Genomic DNA, 25,942 nt, shown 5'->3' with positions numbered 1-25,942 from the left:
CGCAGCCTTTTTATTCTAACGTATTTCCGGTCGGGCGTTATTGCTTAATAACAGCCGGGTTAAACACCGGGATAGCCGTTGCGCCGGTGCTGAACCAGCCAGCGGCCTGCATCTGCATTTCTATCGTTGCCGCAACTGAAGCCGCCGGGCTCACGATAGAGCTATGGTTGCCTTCAGTAAAGCGCACCGCACCAGATACTGTTGTACCGTCAGCACTGGCAGTCGTTTGCGTTATAGCTTGCAGCTCCATCTGTGCGATTAACGGCTCAGTACCCGCCAGCGGTTTGCCTGGCACACTATTCGGTACCACCTGGTCAGGCAGCGAATCGCCGTTGCCAACAACTTCAATCAGGTGGATAGGACTTTCAGTGGCAATAATATTGCGGGCATAGTTAATCGGGTCAGCTGAATCGATAACAGTCTGCGCAGCGAAGGCAAACTGCTCGAACAAGCCATTAACCTGAGCACGCTGGCTGTCATTCAGACCGCTCAGGAACTGATTGTAAACCTGAATCAATAAACCCTGGAACCCCGGATCGCTTGGTGAAATACCAGCATTCTGCGCCGCCTGATTCACTGCCGCAGCGAAGTCTTCATTGGCAGCGTACAGCAGCTGGCTCTTAATGACCGGACCGAAAGTCGGAGAACCCAACAGCAGGTTAGCGATACTGCCGCCTGGTGCCATAAGGCTGCTGGCCTCAACATTGAACAAGCCTGAAGCGGGTTGCAGAGCGCCGCTCATTTCAGTATTACCCATCGCGGTAAATACGGTGCCGGTAATACCACCTAACGAGTGGCCGACCAGGAATACCCGTGAGCCGTCAACGTCTGCACCCTGCGCCGCGTTCAGGCTTAAACGCAGGCCCAGCATGTCAGAAATTGACTGACGGATGTTGTCCCGCGCGGTCAACAGGCTACCCAGATTCATGTAAGCAGTGGCAGAACCTGTGGTTGCGTTAATTGCACCAAAACCACGGTCGCCGTGCAGTGGATGGTCAATAGCTACAGTTGCAAAACCTGAAACTGCCAGAGTTCCTGCAATACCAAACGAATTGGTTTTAGCACCGGTAATGCCGTGCTGGAAGATCACCACCGGCCAGCCATTGGCAGGTTTGCTAATAGGTGCCAGGCCTTGCGCTGTCCGTACCTGGTTAACCGCGGCTTCATCCGGTACCGCCATGACCACAGGGATGTTTGCCTGCATGGTGGTAGCCGGGAATGGGTTGTATTTGGTCAGGTGACGCTCAGGGTCAATGCCCGGGAAGTCATAGCAGTTGTTCGGTGGCAGTAACAGTGCCGGATTTTGCAGCGCCGCAGGGTCGATACCGGCCGCCGCAGGGTCAAGCGCACCGGCCTGAATCGCACCCAGAATCGAAGCCGGGCTGTCACACATTGCCATCCAGCGACCCGTAAGCGGTGCACGTGGATTTTCAGCAGTCGGAACCGGCAGGTAGTATGGCAGGGTTACCTGACCCTGGTACAAGCTGGCGGTACTTGCGGCGGCATAAGCCGGATTAGTCGGATCGGCTGGCAGCTGACCGGCGCCCACTAAGGCGTCAGCAACGGAAATGCCAGTATCCTGAACGCCCAGAGCTGGTGATCCGGTAGACATGAACTGCTGTGTCATCAGGCCTTTGATGGCGACAAACACATCAGCGGTCGACTGCGTCGTATAATTTGAGGTGTAAATAATGGACTCTTTGTTCACCCCAAATGCCTGTAAGGCATTCTCATAGCTATTGATCAGACGTTGCAGACCAACCGCTGAAGCACTGGATGAGACCGGGTGGGTATCAGCATCACGCTTCATCAGCGCATAGGTCTGTGAAGGTTCAACGTCACGCCCCAGTGAATCCTGAATATTGTCAGTTAACACAATCAGATAGCCGGTTTTCGGCTTCAACGGCTGCAGCGGCACTACGGCAACACCAGCAGGGCCGGTGGCGCGGACCATAAAATCAACACCATGAGTTAATTCAGCAACGACCGCACAGGTCGCGGCCGGGCTTGCCGCGGCACATTCCGCACTGACTGCGCTGCCACCCATAATCGCTTCGAATACGCGTATTGAACCGGCGGCTTCCAGACTGGCACTATTAACTGTCACCTGATCGCCATCAGCATCCAGCGGCAAAGAGAAACTGAAGGTAGAGGTTGAGTGCGTACCCCATCCATCCAGACCGTTCAGGGCCACTGTCGGGTTTGCGCCATCAGTTGCATCGGCGACCGGAATGTTTAATGTTCCGTCAACAGTACCGCTCAACAAAATGTTGGATGGTACTGGTACAGCGCCATTAGCCGGGTCAAACAGCACCCGCGTCGAATTAACCTGAGTTTCTGTTTCGGTTACCGGTGCTTCATCACCGCTACCACAAGCGACTAGCAGCGCGCTGCTAATTGCGGTTACAAGCAAGAGTTTTTTCATGAGGCTTCCCCAATCCGTGTTCGTGTTGTTATCTGTTGAGCACCTGCAGATGCTTTTCTAAAGTATCGCCCTATCATCGCCTTTTCTAACTGGTAGGACAAGACAATCAATTAACAAAATTTTATACACCGCCAGCAGCCAACATTAAAGTATTTTTCGAGATTTTCTTTATGCTGGCTGAGAAATGATAAAAAAACCAGTACACTTGCAGCTACGTATTTCATCTAGTGTAAGCCTAAAATGACCTCAATGCACAACTACCCTATAACGGACTCAACTCTGGCCGGTAAAATCATCCTTGTTACCGGCGCCGGCGATGGCATCGGACGCGAAGCGGCACTGACTTATGCCGGTGCCGGTGCCACTGTCATTCTGCTCGGTCGCACCGTTAGTAAGCTCGAAGCCGTCTACGACGAGATTGTCGCCGCGGGCGGTCCGGAACCAGCCATAGTGCCAATGGATCTTAAGGGCGCGACAAAAAGCCATTATCAGGGCCTTGGCGCCACTATTATCGACCAGTTCGGCAGGCTCGACGGCTTATTGCACAATGCGGGCCTGTTAGGGGTTCTGTCGCCCTTTGAGCATATCGATCATGACAGCTGGAATGATGTTATGCAGGTGAACGTAACCGCCCAGTTCATGATGACTCAGGCGCTGATGCCCGCGCTGAAGCAATCGGCAGCGGCCAGTATTGTCTTCACCTCCTCCGGGGTTGGTCGCAAAGGTCGCGCATTCTGGGGGCCTTACGCAGTAAGCAAGTTTGCGACTGAAGGCCTGGCGCAGGTTATAGCCGACGAATACGAAGGCAGTACTATCCGCGTTAATGTGATTAATCCGGGAGCGACCCGCACCAGCATGCGCGGCCGGGCCTATCCGGCCGAAGATGCTCAGAAACTAAAAACGCCAGCGGATCACATGCCCCTTTATGTGTACCTGATGAGTGACGACAGCCGATCCGTTCACGGCGAATCGTTGGACGCACAATAATCGGACGTTTCTGTTACACTCAGTGCTAACTAATTTTCCATAGCGAGAGTTTAATGACGCTGCGTGCCTTCGCCCTGTTAGCTGCCATGGGTTTAACGTCCAGTATTGAAGCCGCCGTACCCCTTGAGGTATTGCCGGCGCGAACTGACATCAACTGGATTGGCATCAGTACTCCCAGTGCTGATGTGATCTGGCTCAGCGGTTCCTCCTCTACTATTGGCCGCAGTGTCGATGGTGGCGCCAGTTGGGATTATTTCCAGCCGGCTTCCGCCGATCTGGAGTTTCGCGACATTGAAGCGACCAGCGCCTCCGAGGCCTATGCGCTGAGCATTGGTAAAGGTGGCGCGTCCCGTATTTATCATACCGGTGATGGCGGCCGCAACTGGCAGCTACACTATCGCGCTGGTTCCAACCAGTTTCTGAATTGTATGGCGATGTCTGAAACGGGCGAGGCCTGGGTTTATGGCGATAGCGTCGATAGCCTCTGGAGCATGGTTCGTGGGGCCGATGGCCGCAATTGGCTGACCGCGCGTAACGTGGTCGATAGCAAGCCCTTACCTGGTGAAGGCGGGCTGGCCGCAAGCGGTAGTTGTATCCGCTATAAAAATAACGTCTGGGTGATTGGTACCGCCAACGCGACGACCGCCCGGCTATTAATCAAACGTGACTTTGGTATCCGCTTCAAGGCTATTGATAGCCCCTTACCTGCTGGTCCCTCCGCCGGTATTGCCAGCGTCTGGCCGTTCAGCCAGCGCCATGCACTGTTGGCGGGTGGCGATTTGAATAATAGCGAAGCAAGACCACGCCTGGTGCGTTATGAAGACGGTGAATTCACGCCCCTGAGCGAGCCGCCACTGGCAGGCGCTTTATATAGTCTGACAGTATTACCTGACGGGGCAATTCTGGTGAGCAACCCGGATGGCGCGGCGCTGTTACCCGCGGCTAATGAGGCCTGGTTGCGCCTTAGTGAAGAAAATATCTGGAATAGTGCCTGCGTGGCAGGCCACTGTTACCTGGCAGGAAAAAGCGGCTATGTAGCGAAATTCAGCTGGCCAGCCGCTGCAACGGATTAATGAATACGGTTGTCCTGCCACTGTTTTTCCTTTGCCATGCGCGCTTTCTTATCGTCGCACGGGTCATCACAGTCACAGGCTTTATCCATTCCGAGGTTAGCGATACCACCGCAACTGCCGGAGATCGCTTTATTCTGAAAAATAACCCCGACCGCCATGGCTAATACCACGATCAGAAAGGTGGCAAATACTGCTAAAAATAAACCCACGGGTTACCTCCGACTTTCACTGCTCAAAACGTTTAAATGCAGTACTAGTATACTCTTTAAAGGCATCATTTTCACGGGTTATCAATAGCACCGCCAGTTGCTTCTGCTCAGCAAAAGCCAGGGCCCGCTCCGGTCCCATTACCGTCAGCGCTGTAGCGTATGCGTCGGCATCCATTGCCGTGTCCGTCAGTACGGTAACCGACACCAGGTTATGCTGAATCGGCTCACCGGTAGTCGGATCGATAATATGGGAATAACGCCGCCCCTGCTCTTCGTAATAATTACGATAGTCGCCCGAGGTGGCTATCGCCTGATTACCCGGCTCGATGGTACGTTGCACAGCACGTTCGGTTGTCACCGGCTTTTCTACCGCGATACGCCATGGCTGATCGCCAGGCTTATCGCCTTTCGTGCGCATTTCGCCGCCAATTTCGACCAGATAGTTGTGAATATCCATCTGCTCAAGTAGTAGCGCCACCCGGTCAACGCCATAGCCCTTAGCAATAGTTGAAAGATCAACGTAGAGATCCGGTATGGCTTTAATCAGTTGGTGGTTATCCACCTGCAGGTACTGATAGCCCACTTTTGCGCGAACATCAGCCAGCTCGGCCTGGGTCGGAATCACGTTAGGCCGGGCTTGCGGACCAAAACCCCACAGGTTTACCAGGGGGCCGACGGTAATATCCAGCAGCCCGTCAGTCTCTTCAGCCACTTCCAGCGCCCGCCGCACAACTTGCTCCAGCGCTCGCGATATCACTACCGGCTCGGTGGTCCGTCGCTGATTAAACTGCGACAGCTCTGACTCTGGATCATAAGTCGACATCTGGCTATTGATCTGGGCCAGCACGCCATCCACCCGCTCTTTAATATTCTCAGTGCTGTGCCTTGGGTTACCCGAAACGTAGCGGATATTGTAGGTGGTTCCCATAGTCTGGCCGTTAATGGCCCGTAGCTCAGGAGCCTGACTACATGAAACGAAAAAGGCCAGCCCCAAAAGGGCCAGCCAGATTCGCAGGATTGATGAAAATGTCAGCTGCATGGCGTATTAACCACCAAAGTCATCCAGCATAATATTTTCTTCCTCTACACCCAGGTCACGTAGCATGTTGATAACCGCCGCGTTCATCACAGGTGGTCCACACATGTAGTATTCACAATCTTCCGGCGCTTCATGATCCTTTAGATAGTTCTTATAAAGTACGTTGTGGATAAAGCCGGTGTCACCTTCCCAGTCATCTTCCGGTTGCGGATCAGACAGGGCGATGTGCCATTCGAAATTGTCGTTTTCTTTGGCCAGCATGTCGAAGTCTTCAACGTAGAACATTTCTTTTTTAGACCGCGCGCCGTACCAGAAGCTAATCTTACGATCGGTGTTAATCCGACGCAGCTGATCAAAGATATGTGAGCGCATTGGCGCCATACCGGCACCCCCGCCGATAAAGACCATCTCAGCATCGGTATCTTTGGCATAGAACTCACCAAACGGACCAGCGATAGTCACTTTGTCGCCCGGGCGCAGACTCCAGATATACGACGACATCTTACCGGCCGGCAGACTCAGGTTGTTTGGTGGCGGTGTCGCGATGCGCACGTTCAACATGATAATGCCTTTCTCTTCCGGATAGTTCGCCATTGAGTACGCGCGGGTTACTTCTTCATCAACCCGTGACTCAATATCAAAGAAGCCGAAACGCTCCCAGTCGCCATGGAATTTCGACGGGATATCAAAGTCTTTGTAGCGCACATGGTGAGGTGGTGCCTCAATCTGAATATAGCCGCCAGCTTTAAAAGGCACTTCTTCACCTTCCGGCAGCTGCACGATAAATTCTTTGATAAAGGTCGCAACGTTTTCGTTTGATTTGACCACGCACTCCCACTTGCTGACGCCGAATACTTCTTCCGGCACCTCAATTTCCATGTCTTGCTTGACGTTAACCTGGCACGACAGACGAACCCCTTCACGGGCTTCTTTACGGTTAATATGGTCTTTCTCAGTTGGCAGAATATCACCGCCGCCTTCTTTCACCTTGACCGTACACTGACCACAAGAACCACCACCGCCACAGGCTGAGGACACATAGATGCCCGCATTCGCCAACGCGGTTAAAAGCTTGGTTCCCGGTTGGGTGGTGATTTTATTGTCTTCGTCTTCGTTAATCGTAATCTGAACATCACCCTGAGGAACCAGTTTTGATTTGGCGAACATAATGATCGCAACCAAAACCAGCACTATAAAGGTGAATGTGCCTACGCCGAGAATAATCTCTTGCATCGACTGTACCTCTTGTTAACCCGTTACTACCGTTACCGGTGCTTAAAGCGATACGCCGGAAAACGACATAAAGCCCAATCCAATGAGACCAGTGGAAATAAATGTGATGCCCAGACCACGTAATCCATCCGGAACGTCCGCATACTTCAGTTTTTCACGTACCGCTGCCAGCGCGACAATTGCCAACGCCCAGCCCACACCGCTACCAATACCGAAGACCACACTTTCAGTGAAGTTATAATCACGCTCAACCATGAAGGCAACGCCACCAAAGATTGCACAGTTTACTGTGATGAGGGGAAGGAAAATCCCCAGCGCGTTATACAGCGCAGGAACATATTTATCTAAAGTCATTTCCAGAATCTGTACCAACGCCGCGATCACCCCAATAAAGGTTACGAAGCGCAGAAAGCTCAGATCCGCATCAGGAAAACCAGCCCAGGCCAGTGCGCCCGGTGCCAGCAGATTATGATAAATGATGTTGTTGGCCGGCACCGATAAACCCAGTACCACGATAACGGCAACACCTAAACCAAAGGCTGTAGAGACTTTCTTTGAAACCGCCAGGAAGGTACACATCCCGAGGAAGAATGACAGCGCCAGGTTTTCTACGAAAACCGCTTTTACAAATAAACTAACATAGGCTTCCATGGTCTGCTCCTTAATCCTTCGGCTCGACTTGTTCCGGACGGTAGGTACGCAGTACCCAGATAAAGCCGCCGATAATAAAGAACGCGCTTGGTGGCAACACTAACAGGCCGATTGGCTGATACCAGCCGCCTTCCGAAGCCAGTTGCAGAATCTGGTAACCGAACAGGCTACCTGAGCCGAACAGCTCACGGATGAAACCAACAATCAGCAGTACCACCGAGTAGCCCAGACCGTTACCAATACCGTCCAGGAACGACATTCCTGGTGGGCTCTTCATCGCGTAGGCTTCAGCGCGGCCCATAACGATACAGTTGGTGATGATCAGACCAACGAATACCGACAGCTCTTTAGCAATGCTGTAGGCATAGGCACGCAGTACCTCGTCAACAACAATAACCAAACTGGCGATAATCGTCATTTGCACGATAATCCGGACATTCGAGGGAATGTGATTGCGGATCAACGAAATAAAAAAGTTCGAGAAGGCTGTTACCAGGGTCAGTGCAATACACATAACCACAGTGTTTTCCATTTTCGATGTCACCGCCAGCGCGGAGCAGATTCCCAGAATCTGCAGCGCGATCGGGTTATTCGCGAAAATAGGTCCAAACAGGACTTCTTTTATCTCCTTTGCACTAACCATTGGTCAGCTCCCCCTTACGAATTTTTTCTAACAGCGGGCCGTAACCCATGTCACCGAACCAGAACTGAATCAGATACTCAACCCCGTTACTGGTCAGGGTTGCACCAGACAGCGCATCAATATCATGGGCTTCGCTAGTGACGTTCTTGGTCACGTCAATCTGTACTTGTTCCAGTTCGTCGCCGTAGATTTCCTTGCCTTGCCAGGTCTGAACCCAGCGCGGGTTGGTGATTTCACCACCTAAACCAGGCGTTTCAGAGTGCTCGTAAAAGTTAATACCGCGGACAGTATTCAAATCAGGTTGCAGCGCAATCAAGCCATACATAGTACCCCACAGACCATAACCACGGATGTGCAGTACCAGCGTCTCGAGGTTGCCTTGCTCATCATTAATGAAGTAAACCTTGGTGATATCTTCACGACGACCAATACCGGCTGGATCTTCTGATTTACTCAGCTTGGTGCTGAGCTCAGGATCCCGCGCCGCGGCAATCGGGTCAAACGCAACCACATCACGATCTTCAACAACTTCCAGCGTGTTCAGGTTAACCAGTTTGGTCTCAACCCGCTCTTCAAAAACCGCGACCACATCGGTACCCGGTTCCAGCAGGCCAGCCGCATCAAGTACGTTACGCTGCATGTCCAAAGCGGCGTTCTTTTTCTGCAGTGGTTTCAGGCCGACTGCCGCCCCTGATACGATTACTGCACACACTAAACACAGTGAAACAATAACGATCAGCGTCTTTTTCAGAGAGTCATTATTACTAGCCATGACGTGCCAGCCTCCGCTTTATGTTCGCCTGTACAACAAAGTGGTCAAACAGAGGGGCGAAAACGTTAGCAAACAGAATTGCCAACATAATGCCTTCCGGATATGCCGGGTTTACCACGCGAATCAGCACTGTCAGAGCACCGATCAAAAAGCCGTAAGCAAATTTCGCTTTTGATGTGAACGAAGCCGATACCGGATCCGTCGCCATAAACATCATGGCAAAGGCAAAGCCACCAGTGACCAGGTGCCAGTACCACGGCATATGGAACAGGACATTGGTATCGCTGCCGATAAAATTAAACAGCGAAGCCAGCGCCACCATGCCCAGGAATACCCCTGTTACAATCAGCCAGGAGGCGATACGGAAATAAATCAGGGCCAGGCCACCAACCAGAATAAGTAAGGTCGATACTTCACCAACAGAACCCTGGATGTTGCCCAGGAAGGCGTCCCACCACAGCGTCATATCGCCGAAGAAGTTAACACCGTTGGCCGCCTGACCAAGCAGTGTGGCGCCCGAGAAACCATCTACCGCGGTCCAGACCTGGTCACCGGAAATCTGTGCCGGAAACGCAAAATAAAGGAACGCCCGACCGGTCAGAGCTGGGTTAAGGAAGTTCCGGCCAGTACCGCCAAATATTTCCTTACCGATAACCACACCAAACGAGATACCCAGAGCCACCTGCCACAGCGGAATAGTCGCTGGCAGAATCAGGGCAAACAGTACCGAGGTAACGAAGAAGCCTTCGTTAACTTCATGCTTACGCACACTGGCAAAAACGACTTCCCAGAAGCCGCCGACAATAAAGGTCACGGCATAAATGGGCAGGAACCAACAGGCGCCGTACCACATTTTGGTACCCCAGCCGGCGTCAGCGAAATCGCCACCGAGCAGATGGAACAAACCAACCTGCCAGGCGCCTGATAATTCGTAGCCGTTCGCCAGTGCCATGGCGGCCTGGTTTCCGACGTTGTACATACCCCAGAACATGGCCGGGAATGTCATCAGCCAGACCAGGATCATGATCCGTTTCAAATCAACGTTATCTTTTACGTGCGTAGGCCCTTTAGTTACTTTGCCAGGGGTGTACAGAATGGTCGCCACCGCTTCATACAGCGGATACCACTTCTCGTACTTGCCACCTTTCTCAAAGTCCGGCTCAATCCGCTCAATGTAATTTTTTAAGCCCATGATCAACCCTCTTTCTCAATCGTGGTCAGCATATTACGCAGTTCCGGACCGTACTCGTATTTGCCGGGGCAAACATAGGTGCAAAGCGCCAGATCTTCTTCATCCAGTTCCAGAACACCCAACTTACGGGCTTGTTCCATATCACCAGACAAAATGTCACGTAACAGAATAGTCGGCAGGATATCTAACGGCATCACCCGCTCGTAGTTGCCGATTGGTACCATGGCCCGGCGCGAGCCATTGGTGGAGGTCGTCATTTTAAATTCATTACCAGGCACGATATGCCCGGCAAAGGCACGGGTTACTGAGTGTTGTTTTACACCAGGTTTCAGCCAGCCAAGAAATTCTTTTTCATGTCCTTCCGGCAGCACACTAACCTGATTGTGGAAACGGCCCAGCCACTGGTGGGCATTATCAACGGTATGACCATTGAGCACCGAACCTGAAATAATACGTTGCTGGTTATTAAGCAGTTCATCTTTAGTCAGATCGACCAGGTTTGCGCCCATGCGGGTGCGCAGCAAACGCGGATTCTTCGCGCCAGGCCCGCCAATTGCCACCACCCGATCGGTAAAGATTTCACCGGTGGTGAATAATTTACCGTAAGCAATAACGTCCTGATAACCGATATGCCAGACTTGCTTTTCGAAGCTTACCGGCTGCAGAAAATGGATATGGGTGCCGACCAGACCTGCAGGATGCGGGCCAGAGAAGCTCTCAATCTGAACCTTAGCATCGCCGGTATCGATGCTGGCATCACCTGCCTTCGATACGAAAACTTTACCTTCCGTCAGAGTCGTCAGCACCTTCAGGCCGTCGATAAATGCCTGTTGCTGTTCTTCGATGATCGTGATCGGGTTGGCCGCCAGTGGATTGGTATCCATCACGCTGACAAAAATCGCTTCCGGCTTGTCGTCAAGCTTAGGCGAACGGCTGTAAGGCCGGGCACGTAACGCCACCCACTGCCCTGAATTGTTCAGCTGCTCAACCACTTTTTCGCGATCGAGATCGGCCAGCTTATCGCTGTCATAAGATTCAAAGGTTTCCTGCTCGTCGCCATCTGTCTCGATAACAACAGCTTGCAGGACACGCCGCTCGCCGCGCAGTATGTCTTTGACGACACCAGCAGCAGGCGCAGTGAACTTAACCCCGGGGTTTTTCTTATCTTCGAAAAGTACCTGGCCTTTTTTGACGCGATCGTCGGCCTTTACATGCATGGTAGGACGCATGCCTATATACTCTTCACCCAGGACAGCAACGGTGGTGATGGACGAGCCATCTTCGATGGTTTGCTGGGGAGCTCCCTTAATCGGAATATCCAGCCCTTTCTTGATCGTTATCATACGCGTTTGCACTACTCGTTAGGGAAGATTAATCTCTTTTCAGCAACAGTATCAATCAACTCAAATAACGTGCTGAAACCTGATAAATCAAATAGAAATTCTGTTCGTATACGTCACGGGCCGGCATTTTAGCATTTTTATACCGCGCGTTACCACCTCGCGCGGTACAAAAATTACAGACTCAATTTTGCTTACCAACGAACCTGCGGGTCAACATCGGCGTCGTAGTCGACCTCATCGAGACCAAACCCGAACAGCTTGAGAAAGTCGGCATGGTAGCCTTCGTAATCAGCCAGCTGGTGGAAGTTATCCTGCTTAATCTGATCCCAGAGTGCCGTCACCTTAGCCTGAGTCGCTTCATTCGTTTCTTTGGCATCCATCCGCAACCGGCCGGCTTCATCCAGCTCAGGATTATCCGCGTAGAGGCCTTCAGTAAACAGGCGGTAAATCTGCTCAATACAACCCTCATGGGTACCTTCTTCTTTCATCACCCCATAAATCAGGGAGATATACAGTGGCATCACCGGAATCGCTGAGCTGGCCTGAGTAACCAGTGCTTTTAATGAGGAAACATAAGCTTCCAGATTCAGATCAGAATAGCGCGCCCGTAACGCTGAAGCGGCGCGATCCAGGTCTTCTTTCGCCCGGCCGATAGTGGCGTGACCATAGATTGGCCAGGTCAGTTGCTTACCAATATAAGTATAAGCAGTGGTTTTACAGTTCTCTGCCAGCACGCCTGCATCGTTAAGCGCTGCAATCCACAGTTCCCAGTCTTCACCGCCCATAACCTTCACCGTGTTCTGGATTTCGTCTTCACTGGCAGGTTCCAGCGTGATCTCTTTCACTTCATCACGATCGGTATCATAGGTTTTGGTGGTATAAGCCTTGCCAACCGGCTTCAGGGTTGAACTATAGACTTCACCGGTAATCGGATCCTGCCGTTTTGGGGAGGCCAGACTATAAACAACCAGGTCGACCTGGCCCAGGTCTTCTTTTATGCGCGCAATTGTCGCTTCTTTAATCTCGTTAGAAAAAGCGTCACCGTTGATGGTGTGGGCATACAGGCCGGCATCTTCAGCCGCTTCATGAAAGGCTGCAGTGTTATACCAACCGGCGGTACCAGTACGTTTTTCGGTGGGCTCTTTTTCAAAACAGACGCCTAAGGTTTTAGCACCGCCGCCAAAAGCAGCAGTAATACGCGATGCCAGGCCATAACCCGTGGAGCTGCCGATAACCAGCACCCGCTTGGGCGCGTCATCCAGCGGCGGCTGCTGACGAATGTAATCAATTTGCTGCTGCACATGCACCGCACAGCCAACCGGGTGGGCATTGGTACAAATAAAACCACGGATTTTCGGGTGAATTACCATAATAAAGAATCCTGTCTGTAGTCCTGAAGGAGATAGTAACTTAGCGATAGTAACCTAAGTGTAACTGAGGCCCGGACGAAAACACATCAGAGTAGTTTAGCCGGTTTCGTGCTTACTGCCACCGCGACAGGCAGGCGATTCAGGCACCGTCGACGACCGCCATTCGGCGGGGCTATATAAATGTAATGACAGCGCATGCACCGGCCCGGCCAGTTCAGTGGCCAGAATCTTATTAACCAGCCGATGGCGCTGCAGTAGCCGTTGCGATTCAAACGCGCTGCTTACCGCCACCACTTTAAAGTGGGAATCATCACTTTGAGTACCATGTAAATGGCTCTCGTTCATGACCTCGATATGCTCTGGGTTTAACTCTTCACGAAGCTTATTGAGAATAGAAGTCGTAAGATTTGTTGTCATCAGTTCGGTTCCAGTGCGCTAAAGCATACGCGACGGTCCCGGCCAATCCGGGCGAGCGCGTTAAATACATTGCCGCCATTCTGATCAGCAGGAACGGCGACCCGATAAAATTGTGAACTGACGGTGCCGGATAATTGCCAGAGCAATACATCGTACTCTTTATAAAAGTCAGCCAGAATTTCGAGCCCTTCGATGCGCCGCGACGGCATAGCAGTAACTTCACCAACTACCCGCCAACGGCGCAGCTCCTCGCGCTCCGCAAGCAGGGCATCGTTAATGCGATCACGACAAAAGCTCAGCTGTAGCACCCCACTGGATAATTCCCACTGGTCATTCGGTAGCAGTGACAGATCAATTTGCCGCACAGTCTGCAGCGCCGGATTTGCCGTAGCATCCTCAGTAGCAGGCTGACAGCCTGCCAGGCTCAGCAAAATAATCAGCACCGGAACAAGTCGAATTTGCATTGGCATTCAGTATCCGAAAGTTCAGTTCAGGGAGTACGAAGCATACCATAAGGGTATAGGGCAGTTACATCCTTACCTCTCACTCGGCATGCCCCCACTTAACCCGCCAGGAGCACAATAAATTTACAACAAAATGACATAACAAATAATTTAAAAAAGCAGGCCCAACTCCGTTGACTAGCGATCACTTTTTGACCTATAACAATTTACGGGCCTTCCTTCAGTCTTCTTGAGCGTCGATGTAATATGCCAAAACGTGTCTGGGGCTCCCAATAACATATGTTTAACTCAACTTTAGGATATACCCCAATGAAAAATTTCAACTCCTATTGCGTGGCAGCGCTGACTGCACTCTTCATACTGGCCAGCTCTGCTGTTCAGGCTCAGAACGGTAATAATTCGTTTTACAACGGCCAGCCGTTCAAGCAATTAAAGTCGGCAATTGAGGCTAATAGCGCAGCTATTGCTGAACTCAATGCAGATTTGGCGGCTCTGCAAACTGAACTGGCTGAAGTGCAGACAGATATCGGCGGAATTGAGCAGCAAATCGCTGATAGCGAGGCCGCGATTGCCGATTTGCAGGCAGCCACCGGTGATTTAGAAACGGACCTTGCCAGTCTGTTAGCGCAACATCAAAGCGACGTGGCAGCTATCTATACAGCGATAGCGAACACAGAAGCGCAGATCGCTGCGTTACAGGCAAATGTTCAGGCTGAAATCGCTGCACTGAACGCGCTGGTCACGACACTTTCAACAACTGTCGATGCCGATATATCAGCCTTGCTGGCGCAAACCACCAGTATGCTGGCACAAATAGTTTCGCTGAATGCACAACTGTCTGTTCATACTCAGCAATTAGCTGCCTTTGACTCGGCATTAGCCTCAGTTGAGAGCGACATTTCTGCCCTTTACGACACGGTGTCAACCATTGATGGTCGGGTAACTACGCTGGAAAGTTATCACAGTGTACTGATTACCGTCGAAGGCGAAGCCTATGGTCACCATGGCGCTTGCAGTGGATTTAACGGTTGTGTAGATGCTGCGACCTGCGCGCAAGCCGCCTGCGAAGTGAACGGTTACTCAAATTTGGTTTCCTTCGGCGAAGTGAAGCCTTGTACCGAGTTTGCTAACTGTAACCTGTTCTACTCGCTCGACCCGCTGAATATTGACATGAACTGGGGCAACTGGTGCCCGGTAGCAGGTGTAACCGAGATCCGTTGCTCGAACTAACTGCTGAGGCGTTGCCGGATTAAGCATCGGCAACGCACCAATCGCCGTAGGGTTGTACTCCTGCGGCGATTTTTTTATGGTAAAAAATCAGCAGCTCTGAGACGGCGTGGGTTTGAATAGTAACGACGGAAAAGCGGAGGAAGAGGAACATCCGTGTTCAGGTGAAGTTGTTCAAATCCCTGATGCAACTTCATACTCCATGGCCATCAACTTATATCAAAAAATTTAATAATTCAATTACATTTTTGACACATACATATAAAGGTTTAATTTCCCTAGGAATTTTCTGAAACGTCGTCACCGGTATTGACGACCAGTGAAATCAGCTGCCAGCCAGCTGTCGGCTCAAATTCCTGATCGCCGGTAAATACCCGGCACAAGTCCTGATCATCGACGGCAAAAAGTGGTGTTGCGCGATCTTCGTGTCGCTCCTGGTAGTCCTGATAGGTGAAGGACTCCGTGAGCGCGGTGGTTTTAACCTGCGCGCCCTGGAACACCAGGCTGGCCAGTTTTGAAAATGAAATTCCTTTGCCGAATAGCTTCAACCGGTTGCGGTAGTTCTCCGGCAACTGGTGCCGTTTCGGCGCATCATGTTCGGTCGTTTCCAGGCCAAATACCTTATTACGACCGAACAAATCGAGAAAATGCAGCGCGACAACCGGGTTCAACTGCCGGTAAGGCGAAATAATCAGCGCCCGTCCAATACCCGTCAGATCCATATTCTCTTCCGCGTGTTTCGACGTAGGATTACCAAAATAAGCCGGCAGATTTTCCATTCGCGCCTGGGCAATATGCTCCCAGTTGGTATCCGCAATCAGCACATCAATGCCCTGGTCTTGCAGAGCTTTGGCTATTTTCCGGGCAGCTGGGTTGGCACCGAAAATCAGGAAGCCCGCCGCCGGCGGCTCACGCAATGTCAGCGCCTGGGCCACGGGTTTGGCGGTCAGGCTCTGCACCACCACGGTACTGAGGATCACTGCGAACACCAGCGGCACCAGTATGCCGGCATCTTCCCAGCCGGCCTGTTGCAATTTCAGGGCAAACAATGCCGAGATGGCTGCCGCCACGATACCGCGGGGCGCAATCCAGGACACCAGCAACTTCTCTTTGAAGGTCAGATCCGTGCCTATCGCCGATAGCCAGACGCTCACCGGCCGCACTACAAATATGACCGTCGCCAACAGAAATACCGTGGGCCAGCCCATGGCGAAGAATGCCGCGGCATCAATTCGCGCCGCCAGAATAATGAAGAGGGCCGAAATCAGCAGAACACTCAGGGTTTCTTTAAACTCGAGAATCTCATCCAGCTCCAGCCCTTTAATGTTAGCCATTACTATGCCCATTACAGTGACGGTCAGCAGCCCGGACTCGTGCTGAATTGCATTGGACAGCGCAAACACGCCGATGACAATAGTCAGGGTGGCGACACTTTGCAGATAACGGGGAAACAAGCCTTTTTTGAATGCATACGCCAGCAGTCGGGCCGCTACGTAACCTAAAATGAACCCGATAAGCACTGTCAGTCCGAATGCCTGCAGCGAAGTAAGCCAGCCTTCTGCCTGAGACGATGCCAGAATAAATTCAAACACCAGTACCGCCAGCACCGCACCGATGGGATCAATAAGAATCCCTTCCCAGCGCAGAATATTCGACAGCTTGGTGGTCGGCCGCACGGAGCGCAACATGGGTTTCACCACCGTTGGTCCGGTAACCACGATCAGAGCACCAAATAAAGCAGCCAGTTGAATACTAAAACCAATGAAATACAGTGCTGCCGCGGCCGAGCCGATCCAGGTCACCAGCACCCCAATACTGAGCAGATGGGTCACCATACGGCCATGTTCGCGAATCTCATCAAAACGCAGGGTCAGCGACCCTTCAAACAGAATGATCGCCACCGATAATGAAATAAAGGGGAACAGAATATCGCCAAATACCGCGTCGGGCTGCAACACGCCCATGCCCGGCCCCAGCAACAGGCCAACCAGGATCAACGGAAGAATCGCGGGTATTCGCAGTCGCCACGCCGCCCATTGACACAGAATGGACATGACACCTATTAACGCCATTATCGATAGGTTAGACATAGAGTTAGCACACTCCCATTATTTTTGTAGGCCCTTAAACCTAGACCACAATTACCCAAAAGGTCTAATTTTTATAAGGAAATATAGGTATTACTATTGATAACCATTCTCATTTGAGCCAAACTAATTGTATCCAAACATCCGCCAACCAGAGGTTGTTTTATCATGCGTAAACTACTTGTATTAAGTACTCTTATCCTGGCTTCGTTCACTACGGCAGTAAGCGCCGCTCAGGTTAATGTCTATTCCGCGCGTAAAGAAGCGTTGATTAAACCCCTGCTCGATCAGTTCACTGCTGACACCGGCATCCAGGTGCGTCTGCTGACTGGTAGTGGTGATGCCCTGCTGGCCCGGCTGACCAGCGAAGGTGAGAATACCCCTGCTGATTTATTCCTGACCGTTGATGCCGGTAATCTGTACCGTGCCTCGGAAGCCGGAGCCTTCCAGGCTTTGGGCTCAGAGCAAGCGCTGGCCGCAGTTCCTGAACAATGGCAAGGAGCCGACGGTGAGTGGGTTGCCTTAAGCCTGCGCGCACGGCCAATTTTTTATGCCCCGGATCGGGTCGACCCAAGCCAGCTGAGTGGCTACGGCGATTTAGCGGATGCGCGCTGGGATAACGAAGTTTGTATCCGCTCGTCAGACAACATTTATAACCAGTCTCTGGTTGCGGCCCTGATTGAGCACTGGGGCGTGGAAAAAACCGAAGCCTGGGCCAAGGGCCTGGTTGAAAACTTTGCCCGCTCGCCGGTTGGCGGTGACCGTGACCAGATCAAAGCCGTCGCTGCTGGCGTCTGTGATCTGGCGGTAGCGAATACGTACTATCTGGGTCAGATGGAAGCCAGTGATGATGTACAGGAGCGCACCGCCGCTGAGCAGGTAGCGATTTTCTGGCCGAACCAGGATAGCTTTGGTACCCATGTAAATGTTTCTGGTATAGGCCTGACCAAATATGCCAAAAATGTTGGTCCTGCCCGCCAGTTGGTGGAGTTTCTGCTGTCTGAAGAAGCCCAGCAGTGGTATGCCAGAACCAATGCCGAATATCCGGCTGTTCCGGGGGTGCCGTGGAGCGAACGCCTGCAGAACTGGGGTGAGTTTAAGATGGACAAACTGCCTATGAAGCACCTGGGCGAAAACAACGCAGAAGCCGTTAAGCTGATGAACCGGGCTGGCTGGCGTTAATGCAATCCCCTTGGCGACAAGGTTCCTTAATACTGACGGCAGCCCTGCTGGGGCTGCCCTTATTCGTTATTTGCTGGGTCGGTCTGCAACTACTCTGGACCGGTGATACCAGCACCCTCAGCCATCTGTGGCAAACCGTTGTTCCAGAATATATCCGCCACTCGCTGTGGCTGATGATCGGCGTAGCCTGCGGCGTTATTCTGATCGGTGTCAGCACCGCCTGGCTGACAACCTGTTGCCGCTTTCCCGGCCAGCGTATTCTGAGCTGGGCGTTACTGTTACCCCTGGCAATGCCGGCCTATATTACCGCCTACACCTATACCGGCATGCTGGATTTCAGCGGCCCGGTGCAGCGCACCCTGCGGGATTTGACCGGCTGGGGCTACGGCGATTACTGGTTCCCGGAAATTCGCAGTCTGGGTGGAGCCGTTCTGGTGCTTAGTCTGGTGCTGTTTCCTTATGTTTATCTGATTACCCGCGCGACTTTCCTGCAGCAATCGGCGACCACCATAGAAGCCGGTCGCAGCCTGGGCTTAAGCCCGTGGGCATGTTTTCTGCGGCTGGCACTGCCATTGGCGCGCCCCGCTATTGTCACCGGCACCACCCTGGCGCTGATGGAAACCCTGGCCGACTACGGCACCGTACAGTATTTCGGCGTGACCACCTTCACCACCGGGATCTTCCGCACCTGGTATGGCCTGGGCGACCTCGCCGGTGCCCTGCAACTGGCCGGCATGCTGCTGGTAGCCGTGGTCGCCCTGATCCTGATTGAACGCTGGTCGCGCAGTCAGGCTCGCTACGATCAAGCCCGTAGCCGTTCGGCCTTACCCTTTATGCTGAGAGGCTGGCGCGCCTGGACAGCCAGCGCCTTATGCTGGCTGCCGCTGCTGGCCGGTTTTATTCTGCCGGCACTGCAACTGGCCAGCTGGTCGCTGGACCGCTGGCAAGTCTGGATCCAGCCAGCGTTCTGGGAACTGGCCTTTAATAGCTTTGGGCTGGCACTGGCAGCCGCACTTATTGTGGTCATTCTGGCACTATGGCTGGCGTATGGCCGCCGTCAGCTGCCAACCCCACTGGTGCGATTCAGCGTCGGCTTTGCCGGCCTTGGCTATGCCATCCCGGGGCTGGTCATTGCCGTTGGCCTGATGCTGCCACTGACTCAGCTGGATAGCTGGATCATCAGTCTCAGCAAGGCCTGGTTTGACTACAATCCGGGTTTATTATTATCCGGCACCCTGTTTGCCCTGTTATTTGCTTACACGGTTCGGTTTTTGAGCGTATCCCTGCAGACGATCAACGCCGGCCTGACCGAAATCCGCCCGAGCATGGATGAAGCAGCCCGCATTCATGGCTATTCACCGTTGCAGGTGTTGGCGCGAGTCCATTTACCCTTGCTCCGCCCAAGTGTTATAACCGCCCTGCTGCTGGTCGGTGTCGATGTACTTAAAGAACTGCCCGCGACGCTGGTGCTGCGCCCCTTCGACTTTAACACCCTGGCCGTGCGGGCATATGAAATGGCGGGCGACGAGCGACTCGCTGACGCGGGGCCGCCCGCGTTGATGATGGTCATGGTTGGCTTAATTCCGGTTATTTTATTGTCCCGTGCCATGCTAAAATCCCAGCAATCCGCACTCAAGGAGCAAGATTTTGTCCCTGTTACAGCTTGAGAATATTCAGGTAAGCTTTGGCACTCAGCCAATAGTACAGAGCGTCAGCCTGCAGCTCGCTGCTGGTGAAATCGGCTGCCTGCTTGGTCCCAGCGGCTGCGGCAAAACCACCTTATTGCGGAGTATCGCAGGCTTTCAGGCCATTCAGAATGGTCGTATCAGTATTAACGGTATTGAGATGTCCGCGGGCGGCCTGCAAATCCCGGCCGAACAACGCGGCGTGGGCATGGTCTTTCAGGATATCGCCCTGTTCCCGCACCTGACCGTCGCCGAAAATATCTGCTTTGGTATGCGCAAAACCAGCGCCAGCGCGAAACGCGAGCGGGTGGCAGAATTACTTGACCGCATTGGCCTGCCAGGCTATCAGAAGCGTTATCCCCATGAACTTTCCGGCGGCCAGCAACAACGCGTAGCCCTGGCCCGGGCACTGGCGCCGAAGCCGCGCCTGCTGTTACTCGATGAACCTTTCTCCAGCCTCGACGCCGAGCTGCGCGAAAAACTCGCCATAGAAGTGCGCCAGCTGCTGAAGCAAGAGCAAATCACCGCGCTGCTGGTTACTCATGACCAGCAGGAAGCCTTTGCCATGGCCGATAAGGCCGGAGTGATGTATCAGGGTGAATTACTGCAATGGGAAACGCCCTATCAGCTTTACCATACACCGCGCCATCAGTTGGTTGCCGATTTTATCGGCCATGGGGTACTGCTGCAGGGAACGATCAATGCCAAGGGATCGCTGGCGTCGCCCTTAGGCATGCTGGAACACGCGAGCCTGGAGCACATTGCCCCGGGCACCCCAGTCAGCTTTCTGGTGCGCCCCGATGATATCGTTCCGGATCCCCGGGCTAAATTAAAAGGTCGCATTAAAGCGCGCGGATTCCGCGGCGCTTTTAATCTGTACAGTGTGGAGTTGCCAAGCGGTATTGAGGTGCTTACCCTCAGCCCCTCTCATGAGCAGCTTGAAGTTGGCGCTACCATAGGCTTGCGGGCTGAGTTTGATCACCTGGTGGTGTTCGCTTCAGATCATTGCGAACTGCCAGGGCTGGAGCAACAAGCGCCGGCAAACAGGCCGATGCGGTTACCAGAAGCGCAGTCGGCGTAATAAAAGAAACTCGAAGAAAGCAATAACCACCATCACCCCCGAGAAAATCCAGAAGGCATTGTCGTTATCGACCCCCGGCATACCGCCGATATTAATACCGAAAACACCGGACAAAAAGGTAATCGGCAGGAAAATACCAGCCACCATCGACAGCCAGTAGGTATTGCGATTCATCTTCTGCGCCACTTCCTGCTGCAAATGCTCACGTAGCATCCAAACCTGCTCCAGTAACATCTCCAGTGACTCCAGTACCCGATGCGCCGTGTCCCGCTCGTTCGTCAGCCATTGCATTAACTCCGGGTCAAGCCAGCGGTGGCTTTCCGCAGACAAGCGTTCCAGCGCTGTCAGCTGTGGTCGCACGAAACGGGTTAACCGCAACATCCGCCGGTGCAATATGGTCAGTTCCCGCTGACGGTCAGCGGTAACGCCGTGTTCATCGTCTTCGAGGGCTTCCATCTGATCTTCAACGGTTGCCATTAATTCTTCCAGGCGATTGTTCATTTCCTCTATCAACATAACCAGAAAATCGTGCAGGCTCTCGGGACCTGAGCCTTGGTTAAGTTTTTCACGGATAATCTGGATCGAACGGATAGGCCGCCGCCGGAAACTGTACAGGTTACCTTTGTAATAGAGGATCCGGACACTGACCATATCTTCAGGCCGGGCGCCCTCGCCCAGATTAACCCCGCGCAGTATCAGCAGAAAACCATCTTCCATGCGCTCAAACCGCGGCCGGGTATCTTCTGCCAGCACGGCGTCAATCAGGGGCTCAGGAATGTGCGACCGCCGCAACCAGTCATCAATACCGGGTAAATCCCGTTGGAAGTGAAACCAGCTTTGCAGCGCTTCATGCTCGCCTTCGGTAATCTTACGCGCCGGATGCTGACTGAAATCCCATTTATCGATAATAAAATCGTCATTTAACTGACTGGCTACCATGCTGATTATCCTGTTTTCCGGTTTATCCCTAGTCTAGCCCCGAAAACCCGCTGTTCACAAGTGAAAGCATTTAGCGCTAAAATAGCCGCCACTTTTTTGATAACCGTATCAAGGGATTTTATGTTACTCCCAGTACTAGCAATCCTGTTTGGTCTTGCTCTTTTGGTCTGGAGCGCCGATCGCTTCGTTGATGGCGCTGCCGCTACTGCCGGCCATCTGGGCATGCCACCTTTACTTATCGGTATGTTGATTATCGGCTTCGGCACCTCAGCTCCGGAACTGGTCGTCTCGGTGCTCGCATCAATGCAGGGAAGCCCTGCTCTGGCCCTGGGTAACGCTTACGGCTCCAATATTACCAATATCGGCCTGGTGCTCGGTTTGACCGCGGTACTGGCACCCATTGCGGTCAGCAGCCAGGTACTGAAGCGCGAAATGCCGCTACTGATTCTGGTTACCCTGGTGGCAATGTTTCCTCTACTGGACTTTCAGATCACCACCCTTGAGGCCTGGTTCCTGCTGGCGGTATTTGCCACCTACTTTGGCTGGAGCATTTACCAGGGCATGCGCGGTGAAGCCGATATCATGACCGCTGAGGTCGATGTAGAATTAAAAGCCCACGCCATGCCCCTTGGCCGCGCCATAGTCTGGCTGCTGATTGGTCTGGTGCTGTTAATTATCAGTTCACGCATGCTGGTGTGGGGCGCAGTCGATATCGCCACGGCCCTTGGCGTCAGTGATCTGGTTATCGGGCTAACGGTGGTTGCGGTGGGTACGTCACTGCCGGAACTGGCCTCAGCGATTGCCGCTGTGCGGAAAAATGAGCACGATCTGGCCATCGGCAACGTGATCGGTTCAAATATGTTCAACACCCTGGCAGTGGTCGGCCTGGCGGGGATTATTAATCCAATTCCGCTGGAACCTCTGGTGCTTTACCGCGACTGGATCGCCATTGCCATCCTCACCGTGCTACTGGCCGTATTTGGTTTCCGGCCGGGCCGGCCGGGCCGCATTAACCGGGTGCACGGCGGTATCTTCTTGTTATGCTATATTGGTTACACCATTTACCTGTTACAAACCGGATTTATGCAATGAATCTGAACTCCCAGCATAGCGCACAGCGTCTCGGTTACCTTGGCCTGCTGCCGTTTCTGATCCTGGCTGTCGCTGGCCTGCTCGATATTTATGGCGCGCGGGCCACCGAACTCTTCATCCAGTACAGCGCGGTGATTCTGGGATTTTTAGGTGGCGTGCACTGGGGTATGGCCATGCGCACCGGTGAAGCCGAATCCCGCCGCCTTGGCTGGGGGGTGGTACCGGCACTGGTCGGCTTCATCGCGTTATTGCTGAGCTACTGGCTATCAGTACTGGCCGTTTTAACCATCCTGACGCTGATGCACCTGTTCTGGCTCAATTATGAGAAACGCCATCTGTCTCAGCTGATCTGGTACCTGGAATTGCGTAGCCGGCTGACTTTCACCGTCGTGGCGCTGCATATCATCCTGATTATCATATCGATTTAAATCCTTACCTGTGATTGCAAATCGTTCGCATTTGCGTTAGTATTTTTATAACTACTAACGGAGCGAACTTATGTACGTTTGTTTATGCAAAAGCGTAACTGATCACACCATTCGGCGTGCTGTCGATAATGGTCTCAGTTCCATGCGTGAACTCCGCCAGGAATATGGTGTAGCCTCGCAGTGCGGTTGCTGTAAACAATGTGCCAAAGAAGTCCTCAGTGAAGCCGTTCAGAAGCGCAATGCCCGCTTTGCCGATCAAAGTATGTTGCCAACCACGGTGTGCTACACTTAAGCTACGATTTCGACGTATCGCTTAAGGAGTAGCTCAGATGAAAGGAAATGCTAAAGTTCTGCAAGAACTGAACCGCATTCTTACCCGCAAGCTCACCGCCATTAACCAGTATTTTCTGCATGCCCGCATGTATAAAAATTGGGGTTTCCATGTGCTTAATTCCAACGTTTACAAAGCCTCTATCGAAGAAATGAAGCACGCCGATGTTATTATCGAGCGTATTCTGTTCCTCGAAGGGCTGCCTAACCTGCAGGATTTAGGCAAACTCTATATCGGTGAAGATCCGCACGAGATGCTGGAACTGGATCACAAAGTTCAGCACGCCGATGTAGTTGCTATCCGCGAAGCCATTGAAGTTTGTGAAAAAGCGCAGGACTACGTCACCCGTAATCAGTTGGCCGCGATCCTGGATGCCCAGGAAGAACATCTTGACTGGCTGGAAACCCAGCTTGAATTAGTCAATAAACTTGGTACCAGCGTTTACCTGCAAACCAAACTCGAAACGGAGTAGACCCGGTTATGAGCTTAAATACCGAAAAAATTGTCGAACAACTGAACCGTTTACTGGCCTTCGAGCTGACCTCAATTGACCAGTACACGTCCCATTCGCGCCAGTATGAAGATATGGGGCTGGATAAGCTCTATACCCGCATTAATCAGGAAATTGACGACGAGCGCGGCCATGCAGATTTGCTGATCCGCCGCATTCTGTTCTTAGGCGGCCAGCCCGACATGAACACCCGTGAACCACATCAGATTGCCCACAATGTGCCACAAATGCTGCGCAATGACCTGGAACTCGAGCACAATAATGCCCGTACCCTGCGTGAAGTCATCGACTTTTGCGAAGAAGCAGGCGACTTTGTCAGTCGCACCATGCTGGTTGGCATTCTTCAGGATACTGAAGAAGACCACGCCTACTGGCTGCGGCAACAACTGGGCTTAATCGACCGTTTAGGTCTGGAACTATACCTGCAGGCACAAATGGGCTGAATGCGTGGAAGAAACACTCAATAATGCACTGGCAAGTGCCAAGTCCGCTTTTGGCTGGTTAGAGACCGAGCTATTTAGTGCGGGTGAAACCGCAGTAACTTACGGCTCTATCGTGAAGTTTCTGCTGATTGTCATCGTGACCTATATCGTGTCGCGACTGATCCAGAACGCCCTTGGCCGCTTTGCCGATTACCGCGGCACCATGACTCAGTCGTCGGTGTATGCGCTGAAGCGTATCACCCACTACCTGATCATGGTGATCGGCTTTTTAATCGCCGTTGCGTCTATAGGTATCGACCTTACTAAGTTCGCCATCTTCGCCAGTGCCCTTGGTATTGGTGTCGGTTTTGGCTTACAGAACCTGATCAGCAACTTTACCGCCGGCATCATGCTGCTGTTTGATAAAACGCTTAAGGTTGGTGATTTCGTTGAACTCGAATCCGGCGTCACCGGTGAAGTACAGGCAATTAATATTCGCAGTACGGTGATTACCACGAACGACAATATCGACATTGTGGTGCCTAACTCCGAGTTTGTGAACGGCCGCGTGACCAACTGGACCATGCGCGACACCTACCGCCGTATCCACGTCAAATTTGGCGTCGCGTATGGCTCGGACAAAGAAAAGGTTCGCAAAGCGGTGCTTGAAGCTGCTGACCGGGTCCCTTACACCCTGAGCGGCACCAGCCACCGCCCACCACAAGTGTGGCTGAACGAATTCGGCGACAGCGCCCTGAATTTTGAACTGGTGGTGTGGCTCAAACCTGAAGCAGTTAACCGCCCTGGTGCGGTGCATGCAGCCTTTATGTGGGAAATTCATTCCTCACTGATGGAATACGAAATCGAAATTCCATTCCCGCAACGCGACATTCATGTGCGTAGCTGGATCAAAGATGAAGAAATGGAAGCAGCGGTCAGTAAGCAAAAAGAAGCGTCGGGCAAACAAAAAAAACACCCAGACAATGACGCTGCTGATGACATTTAAGTCGTTGAACCCGCCGCAAAAGCGGTTGACGGAATGGCCGTAATTCCCTATGATGGCGCGCGTTTTACGGAGAGGTGTCCGAGTGGCTGAAGGAGCACGCCTGGAAAGTGTGTATACGGCAACGTATCGAGGG

At 52.6% G+C, this 25,942-nt stretch carries 26 protein-coding genes; 12 read left to right on the top strand and 14 right to left on the bottom strand.

Annotation, left to right across the window (positions count from 1 at the left end):
- Positions 1 to 37: 37 nt before the first annotated feature.
- Entirely contained in the window at positions 38 to 2,425 is a 2,388-nt protein-coding gene (locus tag R3196_RS05200) for a VolA/Pla-1 family phospholipase (RefSeq protein ID WP_318935596.1), read from the bottom strand.
- A gap of 249 nt (positions 2,426 to 2,674) precedes the next feature.
- Here R3196_RS05200 and R3196_RS05195 point away from each other — a divergent pair, with 249 nt between their 5' ends.
- Together R3196_RS05195 and R3196_RS05190 are read left to right on the top strand one after the other, a co-directional pair.
- Positions 2,675 to 3,412: a YciK family oxidoreductase gene (locus R3196_RS05195; protein ID WP_318935641.1), complete on the top strand. Its 738-nt coding sequence runs from the start codon at positions 2,675 to 2,677 to the stop codon at positions 3,410 to 3,412.
- Positions 3,413 to 3,465: 53 nt separating this feature from the next.
- Complete coding sequence (locus R3196_RS05190) at positions 3,466 to 4,485, top strand: hypothetical protein (RefSeq protein WP_318935595.1); 1,020 nt, start codon at positions 3,466 to 3,468, stop codon at positions 4,483 to 4,485.
- Here R3196_RS05190 and nqrM read toward each other — a convergent pair.
- From nqrM to R3196_RS05135, 11 genes are all read right to left on the bottom strand, one after another.
- Complete coding sequence (nqrM, locus tag R3196_RS05185) at positions 4,482 to 4,694, bottom strand: (Na+)-NQR maturation NqrM (protein ID WP_318935594.1); 213 nt, start codon at positions 4,692 to 4,694, stop codon at positions 4,482 to 4,484. The genes R3196_RS05190 and nqrM overlap by 4 nt on opposite strands.
- 16 nt (positions 4,695 to 4,710) lie before the next feature.
- Positions 4,711 to 5,733 (bottom strand): FAD:protein FMN transferase, encoded by a 1,023-nt coding sequence (locus tag R3196_RS05180; RefSeq protein ID WP_318935593.1) that lies wholly within the window; start codon positions 5,731 to 5,733, stop codon positions 4,711 to 4,713.
- Positions 5,734 to 5,739: 6 nt separating this feature from the next.
- Positions 5,740 to 6,966, bottom strand: coding sequence for an NADH:ubiquinone reductase (Na(+)-transporting) subunit F (gene nqrF, locus R3196_RS05175; RefSeq protein ID WP_318935592.1), 1,227 nt, complete (start codon positions 6,964 to 6,966; stop codon positions 5,740 to 5,742).
- Between the two features lie 42 nt (positions 6,967 to 7,008).
- The gene (gene nqrE / locus R3196_RS05170; RefSeq protein WP_318935591.1) at positions 7,009 to 7,617 is read right to left on the bottom strand and encodes an NADH:ubiquinone reductase (Na(+)-transporting) subunit E; all 609 of its coding nucleotides are present in this window, start codon (positions 7,615 to 7,617) and stop codon (positions 7,009 to 7,011) included.
- 10 nt (positions 7,618 to 7,627) lie between these two features.
- The gene (locus R3196_RS05165; protein WP_318935590.1) at positions 7,628 to 8,260 is read right to left on the bottom strand and encodes an NADH:ubiquinone reductase (Na(+)-transporting) subunit D; all 633 of its coding nucleotides are present in this window, start codon (positions 8,258 to 8,260) and stop codon (positions 7,628 to 7,630) included.
- Positions 8,253 to 9,032, bottom strand: a complete 780-nt coding sequence (locus tag R3196_RS05160) for a Na(+)-translocating NADH-quinone reductase subunit C (protein WP_318935589.1) — start codon at positions 9,030 to 9,032, stop codon at positions 8,253 to 8,255. Before R3196_RS05160 ends, R3196_RS05165 begins: the two co-directional genes overlap by 8 nt.
- On the bottom strand, positions 9,025 to 10,224 hold the full coding sequence (locus tag R3196_RS05155) for an NADH:ubiquinone reductase (Na(+)-transporting) subunit B (RefSeq protein ID WP_318935588.1): 1,200 nt from the start codon (positions 10,222 to 10,224) through the stop codon (positions 9,025 to 9,027). Before R3196_RS05155 ends, R3196_RS05160 begins: the two co-directional genes overlap by 8 nt.
- Before the next feature lie 2 nt (positions 10,225 to 10,226).
- Positions 10,227 to 11,567: a Na(+)-translocating NADH-quinone reductase subunit A gene (locus tag R3196_RS05150; protein ID WP_318935587.1), complete on the bottom strand. Its 1,341-nt coding sequence runs from the start codon at positions 11,565 to 11,567 to the stop codon at positions 10,227 to 10,229.
- Between the two features lie 191 nt (positions 11,568 to 11,758).
- Positions 11,759 to 12,937 (bottom strand): enoyl-ACP reductase FabV, encoded by a 1,179-nt coding sequence (gene fabV, locus R3196_RS05145; RefSeq protein ID WP_318935586.1) that lies wholly within the window; start codon positions 12,935 to 12,937, stop codon positions 11,759 to 11,761.
- A gap of 96 nt (positions 12,938 to 13,033) precedes the next feature.
- Positions 13,034 to 13,354 carry a BolA family protein gene (locus R3196_RS05140; protein ID WP_318935585.1) on the bottom strand — a complete coding sequence of 107 codons (321 nt, stop codon included), beginning with the start codon at positions 13,352 to 13,354 and terminating at the stop codon, positions 13,034 to 13,036.
- Positions 13,354 to 13,818: a hypothetical protein gene (locus tag R3196_RS05135; RefSeq protein ID WP_318935584.1), complete on the bottom strand. Its 465-nt coding sequence runs from the start codon at positions 13,816 to 13,818 to the stop codon at positions 13,354 to 13,356. Before R3196_RS05135 ends, R3196_RS05140 begins: the two co-directional genes overlap by 1 nt.
- A 309-nt stretch (positions 13,819 to 14,127) precedes the next feature.
- Here R3196_RS05135 and R3196_RS05130 point away from each other — a divergent pair, with 309 nt between their 5' ends.
- Complete coding sequence (locus R3196_RS05130) at positions 14,128 to 15,048, top strand: hypothetical protein (RefSeq protein ID WP_318935583.1); 921 nt, start codon at positions 14,128 to 14,130, stop codon at positions 15,046 to 15,048.
- A 275-nt stretch (positions 15,049 to 15,323) separates the two neighbouring features.
- Here R3196_RS05130 and R3196_RS05125 read toward each other — a convergent pair whose 3' ends face one another.
- The gene (locus R3196_RS05125) at positions 15,324 to 17,135 is read right to left on the bottom strand and encodes a sodium:proton antiporter (RefSeq protein WP_318935582.1); all 1,812 of its coding nucleotides are present in this window, start codon (positions 17,133 to 17,135) and stop codon (positions 15,324 to 15,326) included.
- Positions 17,136 to 17,300: 165 nt separating this feature from the next.
- Between R3196_RS05125 and R3196_RS05120 the strand changes: the two genes are divergently transcribed.
- From R3196_RS05120 to R3196_RS05110, 3 genes are read left to right on the top strand one after another with little or no spacing between them, the layout of a single operon-like run.
- A complete protein-coding gene (locus R3196_RS05120; protein ID WP_318935581.1) occupies positions 17,301 to 18,314 on the top strand; it encodes a Fe(3+) ABC transporter substrate-binding protein in 1,014 nt (337 codons plus the stop codon).
- Positions 18,314 to 19,981, top strand: coding sequence for an iron ABC transporter permease (locus R3196_RS05115; protein WP_318935580.1), 1,668 nt, complete (start codon positions 18,314 to 18,316; stop codon positions 19,979 to 19,981). Before R3196_RS05120 ends, R3196_RS05115 begins: the two co-directional genes overlap by 1 nt.
- Positions 19,968 to 21,080, top strand: a complete 1,113-nt coding sequence (locus tag R3196_RS05110) for an ABC transporter ATP-binding protein (RefSeq protein WP_318935639.1) — start codon at positions 19,968 to 19,970, stop codon at positions 21,078 to 21,080. The genes R3196_RS05115 and R3196_RS05110 overlap by 14 nt, the downstream gene beginning before the upstream one ends.
- Here R3196_RS05110 and R3196_RS05105 read toward each other — a convergent pair.
- A complete protein-coding gene (locus R3196_RS05105; protein ID WP_318935579.1) occupies positions 21,057 to 22,019 on the bottom strand; it encodes a zinc transporter ZntB in 963 nt (320 codons plus the stop codon). The genes R3196_RS05110 and R3196_RS05105 overlap by 24 nt on opposite strands.
- 120 nt (positions 22,020 to 22,139) lie before the next feature.
- On the opposite strand from R3196_RS05105, the gene R3196_RS05100 reads away from it, so the two are divergent.
- The 6 genes from R3196_RS05100 to R3196_RS05075 all read left to right on the top strand — a co-directional run bounded on the left by R3196_RS05100 (position 22,140) and on the right by R3196_RS05075 (position 25,809).
- Complete coding sequence (locus R3196_RS05100; protein ID WP_318935578.1) at positions 22,140 to 23,111, top strand: calcium/sodium antiporter; 972 nt, start codon at positions 22,140 to 22,142, stop codon at positions 23,109 to 23,111.
- Positions 23,108 to 23,539: a DUF3429 domain-containing protein gene (locus R3196_RS05095; RefSeq protein ID WP_318935577.1), complete on the top strand. Its 432-nt coding sequence runs from the start codon at positions 23,108 to 23,110 to the stop codon at positions 23,537 to 23,539. The genes R3196_RS05100 and R3196_RS05095 overlap by 4 nt, the downstream gene beginning before the upstream one ends.
- A 70-nt stretch (positions 23,540 to 23,609) precedes the next feature.
- On the top strand, positions 23,610 to 23,831 hold the full coding sequence (locus R3196_RS05090) for a bacterioferritin-associated ferredoxin (RefSeq protein ID WP_318935576.1): 222 nt from the start codon (positions 23,610 to 23,612) through the stop codon (positions 23,829 to 23,831).
- 37 nt (positions 23,832 to 23,868) lie between these two features.
- The gene (gene bfr / locus R3196_RS05085; RefSeq protein WP_318935575.1) at positions 23,869 to 24,342 is read left to right on the top strand and encodes a bacterioferritin; all 474 of its coding nucleotides are present in this window, start codon (positions 23,869 to 23,871) and stop codon (positions 24,340 to 24,342) included.
- Positions 24,343 to 24,350: 8 nt separating this feature from the next.
- Positions 24,351 to 24,824 (top strand): bacterioferritin, encoded by a 474-nt coding sequence (gene bfr / locus R3196_RS05080; RefSeq protein ID WP_318935574.1) that lies wholly within the window; start codon positions 24,351 to 24,353, stop codon positions 24,822 to 24,824.
- A 4-nt stretch (positions 24,825 to 24,828) separates the two neighbouring features.
- Positions 24,829 to 25,809: a mechanosensitive ion channel family protein gene (locus R3196_RS05075; protein ID WP_318935573.1), complete on the top strand. Its 981-nt coding sequence runs from the start codon at positions 24,829 to 24,831 to the stop codon at positions 25,807 to 25,809.
- The last annotated feature ends 133 nt before the right edge of the window (positions 25,810 to 25,942 follow it).

Source organism: Pseudidiomarina sp. (assembly GCF_033722695.1).
Taxonomy (GTDB): domain Bacteria; phylum Pseudomonadota; class Gammaproteobacteria; order Enterobacterales; family Alteromonadaceae; genus Pseudidiomarina.
Note: the sequence above shows the minus strand (reverse complement) of the source record. Positions and strands in the feature narration are given on the sequence as shown.